Source organism: Streptococcus sp. sy010 (assembly GCF_007859175.1).
GTDB lineage: Bacteria > Bacillota > Bacilli > Lactobacillales > Streptococcaceae > Streptococcus.
In genome coordinates this window covers 66,588-89,250 of record NZ_VOHO01000004.1, presented here as the reverse complement: position 1 = coordinate 89,250, position 22,663 = coordinate 66,588, and the positions used below count along the sequence as shown (strand labels likewise).

The following is a 22,663-nucleotide window of genomic DNA, read 5'->3' as shown; positions in this document are numbered from 1 at the left end:
AGCAATAACTCGAAAATTTTTCTTCTTTTTTAGAAACTGATTTCAAAAAAAGGAAACACCTTATCTTATTAAGATAAGGTGTTACAACTTAATGAGCGAATTGTTCCCATAAACAATCTGCTAATCGAGCAAATTCTTCAATAGATAAGGCTTCCCCTCTTAAATTTACTGCCAACTGAGCTTGAGTAAGGGCTTGTTCAAGTTTAATCTTGACATCATCTGATTTACCAAAATAATTAGTCAAATTATTCCATAGGGTTTTACGTCGATGAACAAAAGACGCTTTGGCCACACGGAAAAAAAAGTCTTCGTCTTTAACAGTCACTAACGGTTCCTTGCGACGAACCATTTTCAAAATAGCAGAATCCACATTAGGAGCAGGCACAAAAACTGTCCGAGGCACGATAAAAGCGACCTTAGCCGTCATGTAATACTGAACAGCAATAGACAAGCTACCGTAAGCCTTGGTCTTGGGCTGGGCAGAGATACGATCAGCCACTTCCTTTTGCATCATCACCACAAACTCACTGAAAGGAATCTTACTCTCAATCAAGTGCATCAGAATAGGAGTGGTAATATAATAAGGCAAGTTAGCCACAACTTTTATAGGCAAATTCGGGTTTTTGAAACCTTTAATTCGCTCCTGCAAATCAGCTTGTAAAATGTCTTCATTGATAACCTGGACATTGTCAAAATCAGTCAAGGTTTCAGCTAAAATCGGAAGCAAGCGGTCATCGATTTCAAAAGCCATGACCTCTGCTGCTTGTTCTGCCAAAAATTCAGTCAAGGCCCCAATACCTGGACCAATCTCAATGACATTGACCCCCTTATCAATCTCTGCTGTCGCCACAATCTTTTGTAAGATATTAGTATCCGTCAAAAAATTTTGACCAAAAGACTTCTTAAATGTGAACCCATGACGTTCTAAAACAGCTTTAGTTACTGAATAGTCTGCTATTCTCATCCCTTTTCCTTTCATAATCTTTCATACATTTTTCAACCTCTTGCAAATTCACCCCAAAAAGCTCCAAACGTTTCAATAGTTGTTTCCCATTGCAGTAGCCAATACGAAGGTTTTGACCCAAATATTCTCGACGTTGACGACTATCTGCACCCATCAACAACCCTAGACGAATCAAATCTGTCTGACTAATATTAAATGAGCGTGTTTTTTGACCTTGGCCACGCAAGCCATGCAGGGCTTTTTCTAAATCTATAAAATTAGCATGTTCAACACCCAAAGACCGCCCCTTACTTTTAGATTCTGGCACAGCTTCATCTGGGTTGACAAAAGCATGTTTGACCGTTGGAATCGCTTGAGTAATCATCCGTCGAATCCGTTCCCCTTGATAATCTGGATCAGTCAAGACAATCACGCCACGATGCTCATGCAATTTTTTAATCCGTTCAATATCCTCAACATTGATGGCTGAGCCTCGTGTTTCATAGGTATCAACATCATAAAATCGTTTCAAATTAACCGTATCATCTCTGCCTTCAACCACAATAACTTCTTGAATTTTTATCTTATTGGTCAAGTTTAAACACCCTCATAGCATTTTCATAAGTTGCAGTTGCTACTTCTTCAACACTCAATCCACGCAATTCTGCTATTTTTTCAACAACATAACGTGTATAGGCCGTTTTATTTTCACGACCACGTTTAGGCACAGGGGCAAGGTAAGGAGCATCCGTTTCAACTAATATCTTGTCTAAGGGTAAATATGTCGCTGCTTCCTGAACGTCTGTCGCTTTTTTGAAGGTTACCACTCCTGAAAATGAAATCATCATGCCAAGCTCAAGGAACTGCTCTGCCATTTCTAAAGAACCCGAATAAGAATGCATAATCCCGCCTGCTGCCCCAACACCAACTTCTGCTATGGCTGAATAAGTGTCTGCCATAGCATCACGTGTATGAACAACAAAAGGCAAATCATAAGTTTTAGCTAACTCTATCTGACGCTGGAAAACTTCTACTTGCTTTTCCTTTGAGGCAGTCATCCAGTAATAATCCAAGCCAATCTCACCCAAGGCAACCACCTTATCATGAGTTAAGTGCTGGCTGATAAACTCTTCCACAGCTAAATCATAGGATCCAGCTTCTGTCGGGTGCCAGCCAATTGTCGCATAGATATCTTCATATTGCTCAGCCAACATCAAACTACGCTCAATGGTAGGACGGTCAAAACCAACCACATTCATTTTGGTGACACTAAGCTCCTTAGCTAGTAGGATTTCTTCTGCCTCTTTACCAAAAAATGCTTCCACATTCAAGTGAGTATGCGTATCAAAAATATTCATTTACTTACTTTCTATCTCTCTATATCTTGTTCCATTATATCATAGACCAGAAAATAATAAAAACTCGTTAATCAACGAGTTTTTATTTATTGACAAGCATCTAAGGCTTTATTGGTATAATAACCTGTTCGAATACGTTCTGAAATCTGATTAACATTATTGAGCATTTCAGCATACTCTTCTTGTGACATATTCGCCAATACTTGAGGCAAATCTGATAAGCGATCAATTGCAATACCAACACCATTCTCTAACACAAATGTCGCAATTGCAGCTTGTCGCCACACAATGATAGGTAGCTTGGCAGCCAAATAAAGAGAGGTTTTATGTGGATTATTAAAACGTAAATATTGTCCTGTATTTCCCGTACATTCTTCAAGTGAAGTACCATCCCAAACAATACCAAAATTCGCATCCAAATGTTCAATTAACTCGTCTGGTGGAAATGCCCCCTTATAGCGTGGGTCATCCTTATCTCCCTCATATAAAATCCCATATAATCTCAAATCAATTGGTAACTCTAATAATTTATAAATATAAGGACTTTTAACCGGGCCTAAGTTCCCCGCAATCAAAACAGATGGTGTTCCCAAATTTGTATCGCGATCTGGAACATCTTTATAAAGGTAATCAAAAATCTCTAAATTAACAATTTTTTCTTTTACAATACCTAATTCCAATAAATAATTTGTCATAAACTGGTTATGACTAATCACAAAATCACAACGAGATAATAATCCCTTATCTGCTATGGCAGAGGTATTAGAATTCATCAGATGGAAATCACCACCAGTACTACGCAAACTCTCTAAATCATGAATTAAAGCAATGAAGGTTACTTTTTTCCATTTTTTTATCAAACCAATGAAAAAATAAGCATAACGAATTCCATAAATAGGATGTTGCCAAATCACTCGGTCACCTGATTTAGTTTTCATTAAAATCATCAACCAGACTCTCACACAAGTAAATAACATCCAAAATTGACGAATCAACTTATGTAAATGTGATGGATAAATTGGAAAACTAAATGTTCCCATGCCACGTTTTTGGCAAATCGCTACAATGTCATCTGGTGCCTTAGCTCCAGCATGCTTTTGACCCTTATTTCTTGTTTCAATAATATAATCCATTTGTCCTCCTATTGCTCAAAAGATGATTTTTCAGGGAAATATTCTTCAAATAATTTTAGTAGATCTTGAAAATTTTTCTCATCAGTATCTTGAGAGTCATTCACGCAAACAACAGCTGTCTTATTGTTTTTGAATGCTCTCTCTAGTGCATGAATTTCATTAACTGTCATATACTGGCCAAACCATGTAGGAGCAGGCATAAACTGATTTGTTTCAATCTGCCAGTAATTCAGTAACCAATGATTGATGTCTGTTCGATTATCTCTAACATGATGTTGACTGGTTTCATGTAACACATCATACTCTAACTCCCATAATCGCGTCAAAGTTGATTTTTTTAGTGGGCTAGGAAGATGATAATTAACATAACCAGTTAAACCCCATGGTAGTAAACAGATATTTCTTAGCATGTCTTTACCATAGGCAATATTAAAAAATTTCCACCAACTCTTTTTCAAAGCAGCTTTTGTTTTAAAATGACGATTTAATACTTCCACATTATTATAGATTACTCGAGAAAAGCTCTCAAAAGGAACTATCGTATTATAAACAGCAGATAATTTTGGTAATTGGCCTTGAAAATAATCAGAAGGCGCAATAGGTTTAATAACAAAGGTATCATCATTAAACAAAATAAAATTCTCTGACAGTGAGTCAATGCGATGTAAATTTAACTCAATCACATTAGAATTAAATGTCGGCAAATACATCTCTGGAATATAATCACGATGATTGATAATCTTCAATTTAGGATGATCTTGCTTCAACCACGGTGGCAGATGACCATGCGTAATCAAATAAATCTGATTGACCCAAGGTGCATTCTTTTCAATCATTCTAAACCAATACTGAAAGGTGCCATAGTCACGATACAATCGTTCTGTAATCTCTGACGATACCGTATTTGTATAAACATCTCTTAACTGACGCCATTCTAAATCTTTATCATCAACCCATAGTACTACAATATCTATTTTTTCCATAAAATCTATCAGGTTATTCGTTTGCTATTGACATAAGATTTCAGTGTACAAACCACGCCTACTAACGTATGACAACGTAATTTTAATAACACAATCGTTAAATAATATAAAGACACACATGAACTAATCGAAAGACGACTCAAGCTCGTTCTGAAAATAGGGTGTTCCATCAAAACTTGCAATGCTTTCTTTTTATCTCGAAAACTTTGATCATTTTGATAATTGAATGTTTCTCTAACAAGAATCAAATTCAAATGTGTCAATATATACTTTTCTAATCCCCCTTGAAACGTTAGTAAGCTTGAGTATTTTTCCTTAGCGAGCACCATTGCTTGAATGTAATCCTTACTCTTATCATCAAATCGTCCCATCGTGGATTGACTATGTTGATAATAACGATAATATGGATGAGCAAAGACTTTAAAACCTCTTGTTTGACTCAAAACATTCAACATAAAATCACCATCTTCTGCTAAACGCAGACGCTCATCAAAGAAAATTTGCTGCTTAATAATAAACTCACGAGAAAAACATTTATTCCAAACGGTCATGAATAACGTTGGTTTACTAATCATAAGACGCTTTTGTTCTTCTAATGTTTTATTAGATAATAAAACAGATAATTGAAGCAACTGATTGCTTTTAAAAAAATCACATACCAGAAAATCAGCTTGGGAATTTTGCAACTCTTGAACAAGCTCAGACATGTGTTGTGGTACCAGTTCATCATCTGCATCAACAAAAACCAACCAGCGACCTCGACTATGTTGAATTCCTATATTTCTAGCAGCAGAAACATGCTCCTTAGATTGTAATAAAACAATCAGATCCGGATAAGACTCTAGTACATCTTGTAAAGTCTTGCTAAGTGAAATAGCTTTTCCATTTTCAACAATCAAGATTTCAATCATTGAAAGGTCAAATGAGCACGCATTTATAATACTATACAAGGTTCGTCTAATGATTTGATCTAAACGATTAACAGGTATGATAAAACTAACTAACTTTTGAGACACGATTATTCTTTCTTACATCAATCAAGGATAATATGATTTCGTAAAAATCAGTCTAAATATCCCACTTAAATACTGTTTTAAAAGAGGTTGTCAAATCTGTTGCAAAAACACGATGAATATCATCTACTGATTGAACTGGTGCTTCAAGATAAATGATATTTTTCAAACGATTCTGAATGGTTTGGTCTTGTAACATCTCGACAGCTGCTTCAAAATCTTTACGACCAGATCTTGATGACCCTACGACTGTCAAGCCTTTTTCTAAAATATCTCTGGTGTTAATCGCAATCTTATTCTCACTAACTCCCATTAAAACAACTGTACCTTGAGGCTTGAGATAATCGATAATGTCATTGATGGCAGGTTCACTTCCTTGACCTCCTGCACACTCAAAGGCATGATCAAATTTCAAATCGTCTGGTACTTCATTAGTCAAATAGGTTGATTCTACAAAATTAAATAGACGTAGTTTTTCTAGATTACGACCAATGACTGTTATTTTAATATCAGGAAAACGATAGTGTAAAGCAGTTGCTAAAACATAAGACAAACTACCATCTGCTAGAATGACCACACGTTCTCGTTGGTGATGAGCAAGTTGATCAAAACGAGCAATAGCATGCATACTAACACTAGAGAATTCTGACAAGGCAGCTATTTCATCGGCAATATCTTGATAAGGAACCACACGATCAACAGGTAAAGCAATTGTTTCCTGCATAAAACCATCAAATCCACTAGAGAGGAAATGTAAACCGTTGAGGTAATTTTCATAAAACGTTTCATCTCCAAGATGAGGTGGTTGATTAGGAATCATCACTACCTTTTGTCCAGGTTTATAAGTATTTGTTGGATCAGCCAATACGATACCACTAGCTTCATGAATGGGAGCCATCGGCAATTTTTTGGCTAATGCTTTTGGATCACGCTTGCCTTGATAATAGCGTTGATCCGCATGACAGATCGCCATATAGTGAGGTTTAATCAATACTTTATCAGACATATCAATAGATAAATCTTGATATTTTATAGAAATCGTCTTCGGTCTAATCAACTGATACACTTGATTTAACATAGTTAATTTTCCTCAATCATACTTCTAGCGATTTTCAAATCTGTAACTGTGGTGATTTTTATATTAGCATAATCACCCTTGGCTAAGGCTACTTGTTTGTCATTGATGACAAAAATTTTACAAGCATCTGTTAAAATTTGCTTGTCTTCTTCAGAAAGGTCTTGATACAAGTCTAGGAAATCAACCATTTTAAAACTTTGTGGCGTTTGCCCTTGATAGAGGTATTGTCGTTCTGGAATTTCTGAAATCACTTGGCCATCTCGACTTTGCACAATTGTATCAGTCGCTTCTACTACCGTATCTACTGCATCACTTATCTGTGCCAATCGAATATTTTCTTGAATAGTCTTTAGACTAACAAATGGACGAACTGAATCATGTGTAATGATAATATCTTGAGCCGTAATTGGATAGTGATGATCAATACATTCAATAATATGTTTAATCGTTGTATTACGATCTGCTCCACCTGCTGTTACTAGGATTCTTTCCTTATAAGCAGCCAAATACTTATCAATTAAATCTTCTGTGTAAGTTAACCAATCTGGATGCGTACCCACAACCACTACATCAATCTCAGGTACCAAGATAAATTTTTCTAGTGTATGTACCAAGATAGGACGATTTCCCAATTCTAAGAATTGCTTAGGCATATCTTGAAGGCCCATCCTTGTTCCTTTACCACCTGCTAAAATTCCTGCATAAATCATCTTTTATCCTTTCAAAGCCATTAGTGGCAGACATAATTTCATTTACCAAATGAGTCACATTATGCCCAATTTTTAATTCCATTTTTGTATATAATAGACAACAACCACAAACCAAGATAATTGGTTTGACGTGCCATACGAACAATTTTACCAAACTTACCCTCTGAAACGATAACTTGATACATTTCTGGAGAAAGTTGTTTGATCAACTGATCATACGCCTTAAAACGAGAAATCGTATCAGCAGATATAGGGGATAGTAAAATTGTTTTTAATGCTGATAAATAATACGACGATACACGTTTTAAAAGATACGGATAGTTCTCATGTTCCTTATATTTAGCAATATAACTTGTCAATTCTTGGCAAATATCCAACGTCATTTGAGCATTTTTTATACGAGATTCCTTACTAACACTTTGACCATCACGACCTAAACGATAACAATAGATTGGAAAATCAAAGTATTGGATCGTTTTCACAAATGGAATAGGGATCGTACAAAAAATCTGATCTGTATAAAACAGTTTTTCTGGTAATTTCAAACCAGATTCTCTAAGAACACTTGTTTTATAGCACATCGCCCACATTCCTAGAATTGGCGGATTCATAAGCTCACTAAGCTGTTGCTCTTTTGCTATCGGTAATTGTGAACTATAATCCTGAAGCTCCATCTCAGCCATGCTAGGACCTTTAAGAAAAGGTGTCACTACCAAATCCGTCTCAATCTTCTTTAATTGTTCAACCAATTGATCCAAAGATTCTGTTTTAACCCAATCATCACCATCAAGTAATTTAAAATAACGACCTGTCGCATGCTCCAAACTATAATTAACAGTTGTCCCATAACCTCCATTTTCTTTATGAACAGGAATAACACTATTAGGATAACGTTTTTGGTAGTCTTGGGCAATAGCTAATGTATCATCTTGTCCGCCATCATCCACCACAAAAATTTCTAAATCATCAATAAATTTTGAGGCAACTAAGCTATCCAAGGTTTCACGTATATAGTCGGCGACATTATAAGCTGCTATTGATATGGTTAAAACTTTATTCATGGATTCTCCTTTATCCGTATCGTTATTTTATAACTAATATTAAACTCATCAATCATCTAATAACCAGGCTTTAGACAAATGAACTTTCCGTTTATCTTCTGGGGGTAGTTGCATATAATCCTTATAGAGATTTGTTAAATAGGTTTTCCAAGCTTTAGGAGCTTTGAATTGCCCACCCTCAAACGTTACCAAAACACTTTCACTATAATCTGATTTGACTAATGATTCTGATGGTCCGTATAGTCCCCAGGAAACAACACCAACATTTTCTGAAGTTTCATATGGGTATTTTTGGGCCAATTCATCTAATTTTCTTCCAAAATATTTTGAACCAATTAAACGTAATATGGGACCCAAAATCGATTTGACTACCATTTTTAAAAATGATTGACCTGTACCAAAGGCTGATAGAGACACCATAAGTAATTGCTGATATCTTTTAATCTTTCGATAATGATGATTTAACTCATTTGAATCAGATGGCAAACCATCAACTGGTAAAATATCAATCCACAAATGATCCGACCCATCATTATTAACGAAAGAATTCTCAATCTTTGTCTTAGTGTTTAATAGCTTAGCAAATGGATAATCCAACTGACCTTGTTCATAAGAAGACACAACAAGATGAGAGCCAATAGGCTCTCGTTGACTTAAAGCTAGAAAACGATTGTAATCTGGTCTTGGCATAGAAATATCAATATCATCATCCCAAGGAATAAATCCTGAATGACGAATGGCACCGAGCATCGTCCCCCCACATAGACGGTATTCTAACTGATGACGGTCACAAAAAGACACAAAATCTTTTAATATTTGATAAATTTGCTCTTGCGTTTCACGAGTAGTCAATTCTTTCATTATCTTCATTTCCCTTTATGACAAATAGCTATGATAAAGATTACTTAACCTTTCCGCATTTTGTCGAATATCATATTTTTCATCTAAGACAGGTGGAGTAGCTGTTCGATGATAAACTTGGTCGATGGCTGTTAACCAAGCTTGTTTATCATTCAAATCCAAATGAACAATACTTGGTGAGATGTCTGCTTCTTCTGGCACACCGCTTGAACAAATACTATATAAACCTGCCGCTTGTGCTTCTAACACAGAGATGCCAACTCCTTCATATAAAGAAGGAAATACAAACAAATCAAAGGCTTGCAGTAATCTTGGAATGTCATTGCGCTCACCTAAAAAGTGGACAAATTCTGACACTTGCAAAGTAGCAGCTAAGTTCAACAGACTTTCCTTATCTTCTCCTTCACCAACAAGAACCAAATGATACGATTTATCCAACGATTTTTGACGCAAATCTGACAAAAGTTGAATCAAAAACGATTGATTTTTTTGAGGAGTTAAGCGTCCCGTATGACCTAGGATAACATCCGATTCTGAAAAACCTAGTTCTGTTCTCACTTCGCGTCTGACACTAGGATCAAATTGATACAAATTATAATCAATAGCGTTATAAACAAGATCATAAGGTGCTTTACCAAATAAATAATCACCTGCAATTTTTGAACAAGCAATACGATGGGTCAGCCATTTTTTCCCAATATAAAGCAACGGAACATTTCTAATCGCATGACTCAATTTGTCAGCTGCTTTATTTTGATGACTATGTAAAATTCTTACTGGAATACGATAGCGTTTGGCAATTCCCAAATACAAAAATGCCGCATTAGCCATATTACAGTGAACAACATCATAGTTTTTCGCTTGCAAGATTGACTCATACATTTCTTTAATCTGAGAAACGTTTCGTGGACTAAAGCGTGGAAGTTGATAAACCTGTCCACCATACTTTTCAACTTCTTTAACATAATCATGAGCTGTTAATTCATGTGTCATAATATCAATCTGAAAGACTTCGTGATTCATAAAACGAAGAGTATTCATAACAAAACTTTCAATCCCACCTGCATAATTAAAGGTTGGAACAATCATCAAGACATTTTTTCTCATGATATTTATCTCTTTCATTGTAAAATCGTCTTATCTTTGTTTTCTAAAAGAAATTTTTAATGGACCAATTTTTATCGCCTGCTCAAACAAAATACTCGATATTAAATAAGCGACAATGAATAAACGAATCGTATTTTTTTGCAGAATGGTTTCATAAAATCGATTAGAAAAGAATAACATAATCAGATCATTGATTAAATAAGCATAGACAAATAGACGAAAATCAATAACTGGCTCATTTTTTGTCATCAATATTTTGCGATAACTACCTGAATAATACCAAACAATAATCGTCACCAAAGGAACCAAGCCTAACCAACCAAAATCATGCAAGAATTGATAAAAAGTTGTATAGACATTCCCTAGACCGTAAGCAGCATTGGCTTTTACAAAGGGGAGATCCAAAAGAAAACCACTTCTTAAAAAACTATTATGAAACGCAATGAAGGTTTGCTCTCCAAAAGCTTGTGTCATTTGTGGCAGACTATGCGTTTGTATAAAAGTGTCTAAATTCCATAGCGGTGCTCCTACATAGATAAAGAAGTAATGGAACAAACTATAAGAATTACTTCGACCATACAAACTCAAAGTACTAAGAAAAACAATCGTCAACACGATTCCCCAACGCAGAAACTTGCTAAAAATCTTCTGTCGTTCTCGATGTTGTAAACCATTTCGTATTGAGAAAATATAATACAAAAAGGCCACAAAAGTAATCACACGAAAAATTGGACTACGACTACCACTGAAATACATTTCTATAATAAGCAACACAGCTGTTAACATTTGTAACCAGTTGATTTTTTTGTTGACAATAAAATTATTAACTAAAATATAGATGGTCAAGTAACTTCCAGCTAAAACAAGCAAGGATAGGGCTGTGTAGTAAAAAGGACGATGGACGCCTAGACTTCGATACACTTCTGGTCTAAATTTTGTTAAACGATCATATAGTGAAATCATCTCTGACAAAGAGCGGGTTCCACCGTAAGCGTTTGACAATCTTTGTAAAAATTTATAATTAGAATAAATTAATAAAACAGATAAACCGTTAATTATCCAAGAAACCGACGAAGATAGGGGTAAAAAATACAATTTTCTAGATGTTGCAGTCTTAATACCAGCAACCACATTCGTGGTTTTCTTCAAAATAACTGCATTATAAACATTAAAAATTGTAAAAATTAAGTAACTAATCAATAAAATGATGAGGACTTCCATGTTAAATGTAATGTTTAGGTAGCTTGTTGCTATCAAACACATCACAGATTGCACAAGAAACATCAAAATAAAGACAATTGATGGCGCTAAAAAGTCATTATCAGATATATAATAATTAAATATCAAGAATAATAAGGATAGGATAATAATTATAGATAAAACCATTGCATTTCCAGAAACAAAATAGTTTTTGTCCCTTTCTAATTTGAACTGATTACTAGTCGTCAAAATGAAAAGACGTCTTTATTAAAAACTCTTTCCATATTTTTTACCTAGAAATTTGGCTTGTAAAAATGATTTCCCTTTATGAATCAGGTTGACCTTTTCCATGTACATAAATGGCACTTCCTTGATAGACAAGTTTTCTTTGGCCAACCAGACATTAAACAGACGCTCACTTACACGACCAAACAAACGTGCATCAAAGGCAGAATAACCTGTAATATCCAAACGTGCATACAACTCGTCAATGATTGGGAACAACCACTCGCAATAGCGATTGACCAACTCTTTTGACATGATAAACATGTTAAACATATAGCCACTACGTTGTTTCATGACACGGTCAAAAGTAACAAGATCTGCAGGGAACAACTCCTTCAAAATCTCTCTTGTCACATCTAAGTGCTCTGCTTCGTGCGTGTGTGCATAATGTGAATACAAGGTTTCGATATAATAACGTCGTTTCTTTGGTAAAATGACATCTGCTTGACCTAATAGATTTTCAATATCTGCTTGTGACAAAATAACATCATCAATTTGAATGGATTCTTGGTAGGCTTGGCTTTTTTTTGTCAAATAACGACGATAATGAGCCAAACCTAGATAGTCACAATCCATATTTTTCCATGCCCAATAAAGTCCTGTCAACTCACAATAATAGGGATTTAGGTGTGAAATGTGCTGCCCTGTGTCATCACCTGTATAACCCAAATCTTCCTTACCTTGATGACCAACATGTACTGGAACGTAGAGATTTTGATCGGCAGGCATTTGAAAACGTTTGTGAGTAGCGACAATAATCTTTATGTTTTTCAACTCTCTAATCCTTTAATTCAGAATGCACACATTGAAGAGCTGCCGAAATAACTTGGTGCATATCGTAATAACGATAATGACCTAAGCGTCCACCAAAGATGACATTTTCTTGTTTTGCTGCCAAGTCTTTGTAGGCTTTGTAAAGGTGGTTGTTGCGATCATTATTAACAGGGTAGTATGGCTCGTCACCTTTTGCCCATGTTTTTGAATGCTCTTTAGTAATGATCGTTTTTGGTTGTGTGCCAAATTCAAAATGCTTGTGCTCAATGATACGCGTGTAAGGTGTTTCACTATCAGTATAGTTTACCACAGCATTTCCTTGATAGTTTTCCATATCAAGTGTTTCTGTTTCAAAATGCAAACTACGGTATTCCAACTCACCCAACTCGTAGTCAAAGAACTCATCAATCATCCCTGTAAAGACAATCTTTGGATAATCTGCAAGGTATTGCTCTTTGTTGGCAAAGAAGTCAACGTTCACTTCGACATCAATGTTCTCATGAGCCAACATCTTTTCAACAATCTGCGTGTAACCTCCAATTGGAATCCCTTGGTAAGTATCGTTAAAGTAGTTGTTGTCATAAGTCAAACGAACTGGCAAACGACGGATGATAAAGGCTGGCAATTCAGTACAAGCCTTGCCCCATTGTTTTTCAGTATAGTCTTTGATTAACTTTTCATAAATATCCGTACCAACCAAAGAAATAGCTTGTTCTTCCAAGTTTTCTGGTGTTTTACCACCAAGAACTGAACGTTGCTCATCAATCTTAGCTTGCGCTTCTTCTGGTGTTACTACACCCCATAATTTATTAAAGGTATTCATATTGAAAGGAAGATTGTAAATTTCTCCCTTGTAGTTAGCGATTGGGGTATTGGTATAACGATTAAATTCAGCAAATTGATTAACATAATCCCACAACTCTTTATCTGATGTGTGAAAGATATGTGCCCCATATTGATGAACTTGAATGCCTTCTTCTTCACGCGTGTAAATATTTCCTGCAATGTGATCGCGTTTTTCAATCACTTTCACTTTTTTACCCTTCAAAGCTGCCTCATGAGCAAAAACTGCTCCAAAAAGACCTGCTCCAACAACTAAATAATCGTATTGTGACATAATAACTCCTCTATTTATACTTTTTAACTAGCGAAGTGACCAACTCCGTGATAAATTTTTCTTTTGTTAATAACAAAACTATACTATAAGAACTAAAGAATAACAGGGCTGTGATAACTAATGTCAAAAAGACACCAGATAACAACGGTTTTACCAATAGTGTCACGACACTTGCAATCACAACACTACCAAGTGCCTTTGTCAATGAACTCTGTTTTAACAAGGTCGGTATTAGTTCTCTCAATAGATAAACCTGAACTAAGACAACAACAAATTCCGCCGCACTACTTGAAAAAGCAGTACCACTTGCATCGAACAAGGGAATGAGAAATAAATTTAGAATTAAATCAACCACGGCTCCTGCAATCGTTGAATAGACCACTAAAATTTCTCGATTGGTTGGTACCAAGACCTGAAATCCCATAACATTTGAAAAACCAATAAACACAATGCTTGGTATAATGAGTTGCAAAGGAAGAACTGAAGGTAAAAAACCATCACCAGATAAAAATAAAATGCTTTCTTTAGCTAATAAGATAAAATAAACAGCTAGTGGCAAAGAGGCCACAAAAACAAAATTAATCGCTTTTTGTAGTAATCGCTGAAATTCTTCATGTCGTCCATTTTCAATATAATTAGACAAGCGTGGCATTAGTACGGCTCCTAGAGAGGTTACTACACCAACTAAAATTTGCTTTAATCTTACTGCGGCAGAATAATAGCCAACAGCCTCATTGCCAGCCATAAAACCTAATAAAGTTGTGTCAACGCTCTGATAAATAATTGCAGATACTGACAACAAAAAAAAGGTTAAACTAGGACGAATATGTGGTCGTAAATTTAATTTTTCACTTGGTTTTAAATTGATAATGCGACGTAAGTTTAGAAAGTTCAATAGGTTTGAACCTACCGACGCCAACACACTAATAGCTCCATATAAAACATAGTCATCTGTTGTTTTAACCAATAACAGCAACAAAATTAAGGCCAAAAACTTAAAGATAATGGAACGAATTGTAATATAAGTGTATCGTTCAAGAGCACGATATAGCCAATCGACCCCTAAAACATTAAAAATGAGTGTGCTCGATAAAATAAGATACAAGGTTTTTTCTTGAGCAAAGCGATCAATAGAAAAAATGCTAATCAATAGAAAAAAGATAGCAACAAGCATGACTAAAAAGTTTAATAGCATGACTTCTTGTACGGTTTTTTCTAATTTTTTTTGATCATCTCTTACCTTTGCACAGGCTCGGATGGCATAGGTTGGAATACCAAGCATACCAACCATAGAAAAATAAGAAATAATCGAGCTGGCAAACGTTACTGTCCCAACACCACTTGCTCCTAAAACACGTGAAGCATAAGGAAACGTGATAAGTGGGAAAATAAAATTAGAAATCGTCAAAATAAAATTCATAATGAAATTTACACGGACAGATTGGAATGTTTTTGCCATATTTACCTCATACTCTTATTCTATTAGTATCAATGAGCTCCTTGACCTATTAAGACTTTTTTAATCGTCAACAATAAAATCTTAACATCCAACATAAATGAAACATTTCTAACATAATAAAGCTCTAACTCACAACGCTCAGGATACAAAACATCACTACGTCCTGACACTTGCCACCAACCAGTAGCTCCTGGTTTAACAGATAACAAAACAAGTTGCTCTTCTTTAGAATATTCACTTAATTCATCACTTAAAATTGGGCGAGGGCCGATAAAACTCATATCACCTTTTAAAATATTCACAAATTGAGGAATTTCATCGATGCTAGTTTTACGGATAAATCCACCAATAGATGTTAAACGAGGATCCTCCTCAGGTGGTAATTTATAACTATTAGCAATATATTTCTGATAAAGTGCCTTGTCAGCTTTCAATAACTCTTCAGCATTTGTCACCATAGAACGAAACTTGATAATTTTAAATAATTTGCCATTTTTACCGAATCGGTCTTGTGTGAAAAAGATGCTGCCTTCATATTTTTTATATTTATAAATGGCAAAAATGACAAGGAAACTAGGAAAAAGAAGAAAAATAATCCCCAATAAACCAATTATAATATCAAAAAATCGTTTAACAACATTGATATAAATTGTTTGTGAACGAGTCATTTTTCTTCTCTCCTAACTTACTACTATTTTTGCTTCTTTTCTTTTCTTTTACGTTTTTTCTTAGATTCTTGAGCTTTCTTACCGTACTCACCGTAGCGACCGTAGCCACCATAGCCACCATAGCCACCATAGCCACCGTAAGCATCTAAGGTCGGATCTACTTTATTCAAGATAATACCCAAGAATTGTGCACCACTTTGCTCCATTTGCTCTTTCGCTTTTTGAACAAATTTACGCTTGATACTTCCTGCTTCTGTAACAACAATGCTCGCATCACATTGTTTGGCAATAATTGCCGCATCAATAACCAATCCAATCGGCGGTGAGTCAATGATAATATAATCATATAAATCACGTACCGTTTCCAACATCATCGTAAAATTACTATTTTGTAATAGACTGGTTGGATTAGGTGGTACCTGACCTGACGGAATAACCATCAGATTTTCCACATTAGTATCGCAAATGGCATCTGACAATTGACTATTGCCAGACAAATAGCTCGACAACCCTGTGATACGAACGTTAGCTTTGAACGTTCCACTCATAACAGAGTTACGAGTATCCGCATCAATCAACAAAGTCTTGAATCCTGCTCGTGCAAAAGAAATTGCTAAGTTAGTTGAGGTTGTTGATTTTCCTTCATTTGGTTGGACGGAACTAACAACAATTGTTTTCAACTGTGCACCACTAAATTGAATATTAGTACGAATCGAATTATAATATTCCTCTGCTTTCTTAGCTAGCAGAGCTTTTTTTCTAACTAATTCTAACTGTGACATAAAATCCCCTCTTTTACAATTTATCCGTATCTGGTACAACACCTAATAGTGTCATTCCAAGAACTTCTTCAATATCTTCTGGACGTTTCACGCGATCATCAAAGGCTTCACCTAATAGAATACCAACAACTGCTAGAATAGCTCCTACTAAAGCGCCAAGAATGATATTACGTTTTGTCTTTGGTGAAGATGGCTCATCAGATGGCTCTGCAACTTCCAATGTTGTAACATCCTCGACACGCGTCACAGACTTAATTTTTTCTGCTGATAATTCACGAATTGAGTTAGCTAATTTACTTGCTTCTTGTGGGTTTTTATCCTCTACTGAAATCGAAATGACACGAGTTGATGCAGGAATAGAGACACGAGTCTGTTTCAATAATTCACTTACATCCATAGCCAAACCATTCTCAGCAATTACTGCTGACAAGACGTCATTTGACGTGATGATTTCTTTATAGTCATTAACCAAATAATCACCCGCTTGTAAATCTTGTGTCGTAATATTGTTTGTATTAGAATTTTGGTTAACTACATAAATACGGGTTGTTGAGGTATATTCTGGAGTGATTAGGAAAAGACTAACCAACAATCCTAGTGTAGCGCCGATGGCTGCAATCAGGGTAATTAAAAACTTACTACCCCATAGTTTTCTCAATAAATAAAGAATGTCAATTTCTAAATGCTTAGAGCTTTGTGTATCCATTTTATCTCCTATATAAAATCATTTTCTAATAATATTTTTTGGTTATTTTCAAATAAATCTTTGGCACGCTTTGAGCCAAAATCTTTAGCAATTATCTCTCTAGCCTGTTTCATGTAGGGTTTACGTTCAGCTAAATTATGCATATCACTCGCAACACAATGAACCAGGTTTTCTTCTAAAAAGAATCTCGCTCGTTTTTTAAATAGTTTGGCTTTATCACCAAATAACTTTGGTTTCAAGACATGACTTGAATTGACCTGTGTATAGCAGCCCATATCAATCAACTCTTTCACACGTTTTTTATCATATTCTAAAGCATTATAACGCTCGATATGAGCAATAATTGGAGTAATCCCTAACAGCAGAACTTTCGTCGCTGCTTTATGAATCTCTTTCCAAGGTGTTGCCATGCTAAACTCAATCAAGGCAAATCGTGTGTTTGCCATTGTTGGAATGGTCTGGTTTTCTAATCCTTTTTGGACATCACCAGAATAATATAATTCTCCACCATACAACAAGGTTAAATCAGGCAAACGTTCTGACATTTCAACTTGTAATTGTTGAAAGTTGGCCAAAATTTTATCTTCTGGTGTTTCAAACATGCCTTTACGACGATGAGATGTCGCTACAATTGTTCGAACGCCTTGCTGGTAACTTTCTGTAACCAAAGCAATGCTTTCTGCTAATGTTTTTGGACCATCGTCAACATCAAAAATAATATGAGAATGAATATCAATCATTTAGCGACCTTCCATAACATCTGTAATTGCTTGCTTAACAGTAGCCAGACTATTCTCGTCAATAGACATCATATACAAACTAGCATTTGGCATAGCGTATGATGGCAATTGACCCGTTGAACCTGTGCCTGTTAAAGCTTGTGAGATAACTTCATAATTTGTCCCTGATTCTAGTTGACCATTAGCAATCGTCATCATCGTTGACAAAGGCATATCAGTCTGAATTGAACCACTTAAACCATTGATAATAGCAGAGAAATTTGAAATTGAGTTAATTGAAGCCAATTTACCAATAACTGCTGCAATGACCTTTTCTTGATTTTTACCACGGTCGTTATCACCATTAGCCAATGAATAACGCTCTCTGACAAATGCCAAGGCTTGCTCAGAGTTTAGGGTCACATTCCCAACTGGGAAAGTGTATTTGCTATTTGTCCAACTGGTAAACTCTTGGTCGTTATAAACTTCGATACCACCAACCTGATCAATGAGGGTTAAGAAAGAAGTAAAGTTGATTCTCGCATAATAATCTAAATTGATACCATATAGATTTTCCAAAGTCTTCATTGATGTTTCCACACCGTATAGTCCCGCATGAGTCAGCTTATCGTACTGATTATTACCACCGTCAGGAATCTGAACATAAGAATCACGAGGTGTGGTGGTTAACAAGACCTTTTTCGTCTTTTGATTGACCGTCATAATGATATTGACATCTGAACGAGAAACAGATGAAATCGGACCGTAAGTGTCGATACCACTGATATAGACGTTAAAAACATCTGCGTCAACTGCTTCATTCGTTTGAGCAGTTGTTGTCACTTCTTTTTTAATCTTATAGGTGTAAATCGTTTTGAGCTTGTTGGTATAGTCTGATTCTAATAAGCTAGCATAAGCACTGTTTAGAACCATTGCCTGACTTGAACCAGCCAACAAGTTGTCATAAGCAACCGAGTAAGATTCGACATCCTGCACTTGCAAGGTGTGATTTTTCTCTGCTTGTACCTGGTTGATGACATTTTCAATATTGGTTCTGTCGCGACCAAGTGGTGCTTGAACTTCCGTTACTTGAGAAATTGCTGAAATATTACTATCTTTGGGAACAACCACACTCATTTCCATTTCAGAGAACGAGGCTGTTTCGTTTAATTTACCTGTAACATCAATAGCCGACTTGAAAAAAAAGAGTGTTACAACACCAATGAAGGCAAATAGTGCCAGCAAAACAGCTGTCAGACGAGGCGCTTTCCTTAATAATACAAATAGCAAACCAACAACAAATACTAGGACTAAAACACCTGTATAGATATTGTTAACCTGGCTAAAGTTTAAAAATTGATAGGAATACATGGTAAAAACCACAAGGATTGAAATAAGTGTATAAAGTAGCAACAAAGCTAAATTAACGACACTCAAACTGGTCTGCTTCTTACGTCTCTTTCTACTTCTCTTTGCCATATCGTTCCTTTGTCTTAATTATTTCTTAAATTATCACTTCATTTTATCATAGAATAGATTTTTTTTCAATTTTTATCTTTTATTTTGTGCTAAAATAAGACTATGCGTATCCAACAACTTCATTATATTATCAAAATTGTTGAAACCGGCAGTATCAATGAAGCTGCCAAGCAACTCTTTATCACCCAGCCCAGTCTTTCTCATGCCGTTCGTGAACTCGAACAAGAAATGGGGATTGACATTTTTATTCGCCATTCAAAAGGGATTACCTTAACCAGAGATGGCGTTGAATTTCTGTCCTATGCTAGACAGGTCGTTGAGCAGACATCTCTTTTGGAAGAACGTTATAAAAATCAAACGCCCAATCGTGAACTGTTTAGCGTTTCTTCTCAGCACTATTCCTTTGTGGTCAATGCCTTTGTGGCTTTGTTAAAAGGAATCGACATGAGCCAGTACGAACTGTTTTTGCGTGAAACACGGACTTGGGAAATTATTGATGACGTGAAAAATTTTCGCTCAGAAATCGGTGTACTCTTTCTTAACAACTATAACCGTGATGTGCTAACTAAGATGTTTGAAGACAATCAACTGACCTATGCCAGTCTTTTCAAAGCCCATCCTCATATCTTTGTCAGCAAGGACAACCCTTTATCACAACGTGAGCGAGTCAGCCTTGATGAACTAGCTGACTTTCCCTACCTAAGTTATGATCAGGGCTTTCACAATTCCTTTTATTTTTCAGAGGAAATTCTCTCTCAAATGTCACATAAAAAGTCCATCGTGGTCAGTGACCGCGCCACCCTCTTTAATCTCATGGTCGGCCTAAACGGCTATACCTTGGCGACGGGTATCATCAATAGCCAACTTAATGACCATAACATCGCATCCATCCCCTTAGATATTGACGACGAAATCGAAATCGTTTACCTGAAACATCAAAAGGCCAATCTTTCGAAAATGGGCGAAAAATTCCTAACCTATCTGATGAAAGAAGTCCCCAAAGAACAATAAAAAAGAAGAACCAGCAGACTCGAGTTACTGCTGGTTCTTTTTATCTTATGCAGATAATACTTTACGTCCTTTACGACGACGGCTTGCTAGTACGCGACGACCGTTTTTAGTTGACATGCGGTGACGGAAACCGTGTTTACGTTGACGACGAATTTTACTTGGTTGATAAGTACGTTTCACGATAGGAACCTCCTCATAGATTTTCGTATTAGTTTAGCCGGCTATTTTTGATCAGATACTAAACATACTCTATCATTCTATATTAGATAACCTTACTTGTCAAGGTTTTTCTTCAAATGCTGATTAATCTTTTTTGAAACAGCTATATCGTAACTAAATGAAACTAGCCATATAACAACATAAATAAACACAAAACTAGGGACAATAGATAAAATGTTTGTCATATCTAACCATTGATTTGACAAAAGCATTACAACCACAAGTAGAAATATACTACAAAAATGCAAGACCAATCGACTCACAAAGTTAATACTCTCCAAATCTAAAATCAAAGCTGCCACTCCCATCAAGCCACCAAACCCTAGCACACTAATAAGTTGATAAGCTGTCGGCACAAAACCAATGGCGACAATATAGCATAAAAAGATAATTGCTTCAATGCCTACTCCAATGATAAATGATTTTAATAATTTCATATCCCTAAAATCCTTTCTAGATCTTTTACGTAACGGCGACTAACACTAGTTTTCAAACCACCTGTCAAATGGGCTAACAGATTACCTGAAAAACTAGCCTCTAAACTTTTGAGATGATTGATATTGATAATGGTCTGACGAGAAACTTGTACAAAATCTGTCGTAGATAGTTTTTCCTTGAAGCGGTACAACCGTTCTCGAAAAACCAAGGTTTGATGCTCAGTTTTGATAAGCAAATCATCGCCAGATACTTCAACCAAAACCACATCAGCTACTGCAAGCATGACTATCCTATCGGCTGTTTTTATGGGAATCATCGTGGCTGTTCCATGACTAAAATCAGCCAGATAAGAAACCAAGGCAGCAACTTCTTGATCGTAGGCCTGCTTACTAATCGTGACACTTAATTCATTTTGTGTGACGTCTTCCTTAAACTGCCATTTCATTGTGTTCTCCTTTCTCATTTCTTGTCTTTATCATAGCAAATAAAAGACACCTTGTGGGTAAACTTGGGCTAAGTGGCTAATATTAAATCGTCAACGGTTAAATTGTGCAGATAAAAAGAGAGGGAACTCCTCTCTTTTCCTAGTTAATTGGGGTTACAACCACATAACGATTCGGATCGCTACCTTCTGAGTAGCTGGTTACTCCTTCTTGTTTGGAAATGGTCTTATGAACCACCTTACGCTCTTGATTGCTCATCGAATCCATCGTATAGGCCTCACCTGACTCTAAGACACGATTTGCAATCTTCTGAGTAAAATCAACCAAGGTTTCCATGCGATGTTCGACATAGTCATGCACATTGATTGATACCACAAATTGACGGTCATAGCGGTCATGTAAAAAGTTTTGAGCCAGTAATTGTAGGGACTTCAAAACCTTACCATGATAACCAATCACACGACCAGCTTCTGAGGTATCAATCTGCAATTTGATACGTCGCCCTTGATGACTGACTGCAATGTCAGCCTCAACATCCATTTCATCAATAATGGTTTGCACATAGTCAACGACCTGTTCAGTTGCTTGAGCCAGTTGCTCATTTGTCGTGTCCACATCAGCCACTTCTTCTTGTGGTTCATCTTCTGTTACTGACTGAGCTACTGGTTCGTCTTCAATATTAAAGGACTCTTCTTCAGGCTCTGTTTCTACTACTTGCTCTTCTTGTTCAAAATTTAAGCCTAGAGCTTCTTTCAACAAGGCTTTTGAGAAAATCTTAGATTCTGACAAATCTTCTTCTGGAACCACATCTGCCTGCAATTCGCCACGTTCTTCCAAACGTTTGATAATGCTTGTTACTTTACGAAGCTCTCTTGTATCACCAAAAGTTTGGGAAAGGTCACGCTCTTGCGTGCTTGACACACTCGGTGACTTGGGCTGAATTGGACTAATTGATTCAATCTCAACCTGAGCAGGTTTTTTACCAAAACCCAAGAACCCCTTTTTTTCTCGAGAAACCACTTGAATACGAGCCTTCAGACGTGACAAGTTTAATTCTTTCAAGCCCTTTTCAATTGCTTCTTCAACAGTTTTTCCTGTGAATAAAACCATGCTTGT

The 22,663-nt window shown here is 36.1% G+C and carries 25 protein-coding genes; 1 reads left to right on the top strand and 24 read right to left on the bottom strand.

The genetic code is table 11. The annotated features are described in order from the left end of the window. Positions 1 to 88: 88 nt before the first annotated feature. The 20 genes from rsmA to FRX51_RS04575 all read right to left on the bottom strand — a co-directional run bounded on the left by rsmA (position 89) and on the right by FRX51_RS04575 (position 19,436). Positions 89 to 964 carry a 16S rRNA (adenine(1518)-N(6)/adenine(1519)-N(6))-dimethyltransferase RsmA gene (gene rsmA, locus FRX51_RS04670; protein WP_146496287.1) on the bottom strand — a complete coding sequence of 292 codons (876 nt, stop codon included), beginning with the start codon at positions 962 to 964 and terminating at the stop codon, positions 89 to 91. Further along, positions 936 to 1,538, bottom strand: coding sequence for a ribonuclease M5 (gene rnmV, locus FRX51_RS04665; RefSeq protein ID WP_146496285.1), 603 nt, complete (start codon positions 1,536 to 1,538; stop codon positions 936 to 938). The genes rsmA and rnmV overlap by 29 nt, the downstream gene beginning before the upstream one ends. Then, positions 1,528 to 2,301 (bottom strand): TatD family hydrolase, encoded by a 774-nt coding sequence (locus FRX51_RS04660; protein WP_146496283.1) that lies wholly within the window; start codon positions 2,299 to 2,301, stop codon positions 1,528 to 1,530. Before FRX51_RS04660 ends, rnmV begins: the two co-directional genes overlap by 11 nt. An 86-nt stretch (positions 2,302 to 2,387) precedes the next feature. Beyond that, complete coding sequence (locus FRX51_RS04655) at positions 2,388 to 3,434, bottom strand: galactofuranosyltransferase (RefSeq protein ID WP_146496281.1); 1,047 nt, start codon at positions 3,432 to 3,434, stop codon at positions 2,388 to 2,390. A gap of 8 nt (positions 3,435 to 3,442) precedes the next feature. Beyond that, on the bottom strand, positions 3,443 to 4,417 hold the full coding sequence (locus FRX51_RS04650; protein ID WP_146496279.1) for a capsular biosynthesis protein: 975 nt from the start codon (positions 4,415 to 4,417) through the stop codon (positions 3,443 to 3,445). A gap of 8 nt (positions 4,418 to 4,425) precedes the next feature. Then, positions 4,426 to 5,433 (bottom strand): glycosyltransferase family 2 protein, encoded by a 1,008-nt coding sequence (locus FRX51_RS04645; protein ID WP_186627129.1) that lies wholly within the window; start codon positions 5,431 to 5,433, stop codon positions 4,426 to 4,428. Between the two features lie 52 nt (positions 5,434 to 5,485). Then, entirely contained in the window at positions 5,486 to 6,508 is a 1,023-nt protein-coding gene (locus tag FRX51_RS04640) for a zinc-binding dehydrogenase (RefSeq protein WP_146496275.1), read from the bottom strand. A 2-nt stretch (positions 6,509 to 6,510) separates the two neighbouring features. Continuing rightward, positions 6,511 to 7,218 carry a 2-C-methyl-D-erythritol 4-phosphate cytidylyltransferase gene (locus tag FRX51_RS04635; protein WP_146496273.1) on the bottom strand — a complete coding sequence of 236 codons (708 nt, stop codon included), beginning with the start codon at positions 7,216 to 7,218 and terminating at the stop codon, positions 6,511 to 6,513. Between the two features lie 59 nt (positions 7,219 to 7,277). After that, positions 7,278 to 8,279: a glycosyltransferase family 2 protein gene (locus FRX51_RS04630; protein ID WP_146496271.1), complete on the bottom strand. Its 1,002-nt coding sequence runs from the start codon at positions 8,277 to 8,279 to the stop codon at positions 7,278 to 7,280. 48 nt (positions 8,280 to 8,327) lie between these two features. Further along, on the bottom strand, positions 8,328 to 9,140 hold the full coding sequence (locus FRX51_RS04625) for a phosphorylcholine transferase LicD (RefSeq protein ID WP_186603337.1): 813 nt from the start codon (positions 9,138 to 9,140) through the stop codon (positions 8,328 to 8,330). A gap of 15 nt (positions 9,141 to 9,155) precedes the next feature. Next, a complete protein-coding gene (locus tag FRX51_RS04620) occupies positions 9,156 to 10,247 on the bottom strand; it encodes a glycosyltransferase (protein WP_186627127.1) in 1,092 nt (363 codons plus the stop codon). A gap of 30 nt (positions 10,248 to 10,277) precedes the next feature. After that, entirely contained in the window at positions 10,278 to 11,633 is a 1,356-nt protein-coding gene (locus FRX51_RS04615) for an O-antigen polymerase (protein ID WP_146496265.1), read from the bottom strand. A gap of 81 nt (positions 11,634 to 11,714) precedes the next feature. After that, the gene (locus FRX51_RS04610; RefSeq protein WP_146496263.1) at positions 11,715 to 12,506 is read right to left on the bottom strand and encodes a DUF4422 domain-containing protein; all 792 of its coding nucleotides are present in this window, start codon (positions 12,504 to 12,506) and stop codon (positions 11,715 to 11,717) included. Positions 12,507 to 12,510: 4 nt separating this feature from the next. Then, on the bottom strand, positions 12,511 to 13,623 hold the full coding sequence (gene glf, locus FRX51_RS04605; protein WP_146496260.1) for a UDP-galactopyranose mutase: 1,113 nt from the start codon (positions 13,621 to 13,623) through the stop codon (positions 12,511 to 12,513). A 10-nt stretch (positions 13,624 to 13,633) separates the two neighbouring features. Continuing rightward, complete coding sequence (locus FRX51_RS04600; protein WP_146496258.1) at positions 13,634 to 15,082, bottom strand: oligosaccharide flippase family protein; 1,449 nt, start codon at positions 15,080 to 15,082, stop codon at positions 13,634 to 13,636. Between the two features lie 29 nt (positions 15,083 to 15,111). After that, positions 15,112 to 15,750 carry a sugar transferase gene (locus FRX51_RS04595; protein ID WP_146496256.1) on the bottom strand — a complete coding sequence of 213 codons (639 nt, stop codon included), beginning with the start codon at positions 15,748 to 15,750 and terminating at the stop codon, positions 15,112 to 15,114. Between the two features lie 23 nt (positions 15,751 to 15,773). Next, on the bottom strand, positions 15,774 to 16,532 hold the full coding sequence (locus FRX51_RS04590) for a tyrosine-protein kinase (protein WP_146496253.1): 759 nt from the start codon (positions 16,530 to 16,532) through the stop codon (positions 15,774 to 15,776). Positions 16,533 to 16,545: 13 nt separating this feature from the next. Continuing rightward, complete coding sequence (locus tag FRX51_RS04585; RefSeq protein ID WP_146496252.1) at positions 16,546 to 17,238, bottom strand: Wzz/FepE/Etk N-terminal domain-containing protein; 693 nt, start codon at positions 17,236 to 17,238, stop codon at positions 16,546 to 16,548. Between the two features lie 8 nt (positions 17,239 to 17,246). Then, positions 17,247 to 17,978 (bottom strand): capsular polysaccharide biosynthesis protein Cps4B, encoded by a 732-nt coding sequence (gene cps4B / locus FRX51_RS04580; RefSeq protein WP_146496249.1) that lies wholly within the window; start codon positions 17,976 to 17,978, stop codon positions 17,247 to 17,249. Then, positions 17,979 to 19,436, bottom strand: a complete 1,458-nt coding sequence (locus FRX51_RS04575; RefSeq protein ID WP_146496247.1) for an LCP family protein — start codon at positions 19,434 to 19,436, stop codon at positions 17,979 to 17,981. Positions 19,437 to 19,538: 102 nt separating this feature from the next. On the opposite strand from FRX51_RS04575, the gene FRX51_RS04570 reads away from it, so the two are divergent. Then, complete coding sequence (locus FRX51_RS04570; protein WP_146496245.1) at positions 19,539 to 20,447, top strand: LysR family transcriptional regulator; 909 nt, start codon at positions 19,539 to 19,541, stop codon at positions 20,445 to 20,447. 45 nt (positions 20,448 to 20,492) lie between these two features. Here the strand turns inward: FRX51_RS04570 and rpmH are convergent, their stop codons facing one another. The 4 genes from rpmH to jag all read right to left on the bottom strand — a co-directional run bounded on the left by rpmH (position 20,493) and on the right by jag (position 22,657). Beyond that, positions 20,493 to 20,627, bottom strand: coding sequence for a 50S ribosomal protein L34 (rpmH, locus tag FRX51_RS04565; RefSeq protein ID WP_000831903.1), 135 nt, complete (start codon positions 20,625 to 20,627; stop codon positions 20,493 to 20,495). 92 nt (positions 20,628 to 20,719) lie between these two features. Further along, positions 20,720 to 21,103: a DUF3021 family protein gene (locus FRX51_RS04560; protein WP_146496243.1), complete on the bottom strand. Its 384-nt coding sequence runs from the start codon at positions 21,101 to 21,103 to the stop codon at positions 20,720 to 20,722. Continuing rightward, complete coding sequence (locus FRX51_RS04555) at positions 21,100 to 21,549, bottom strand: LytTR family DNA-binding domain-containing protein (protein ID WP_146496241.1); 450 nt, start codon at positions 21,547 to 21,549, stop codon at positions 21,100 to 21,102. Before FRX51_RS04555 ends, FRX51_RS04560 begins: the two co-directional genes overlap by 4 nt. 139 nt (positions 21,550 to 21,688) lie before the next feature. Beyond that, the gene (gene jag / locus FRX51_RS04550; protein ID WP_146496239.1) at positions 21,689 to 22,657 is read right to left on the bottom strand and encodes an RNA-binding cell elongation regulator Jag/EloR; all 969 of its coding nucleotides are present in this window, start codon (positions 22,655 to 22,657) and stop codon (positions 21,689 to 21,691) included. Between the last annotated feature and the right edge of the window lie 6 nt (positions 22,658 to 22,663).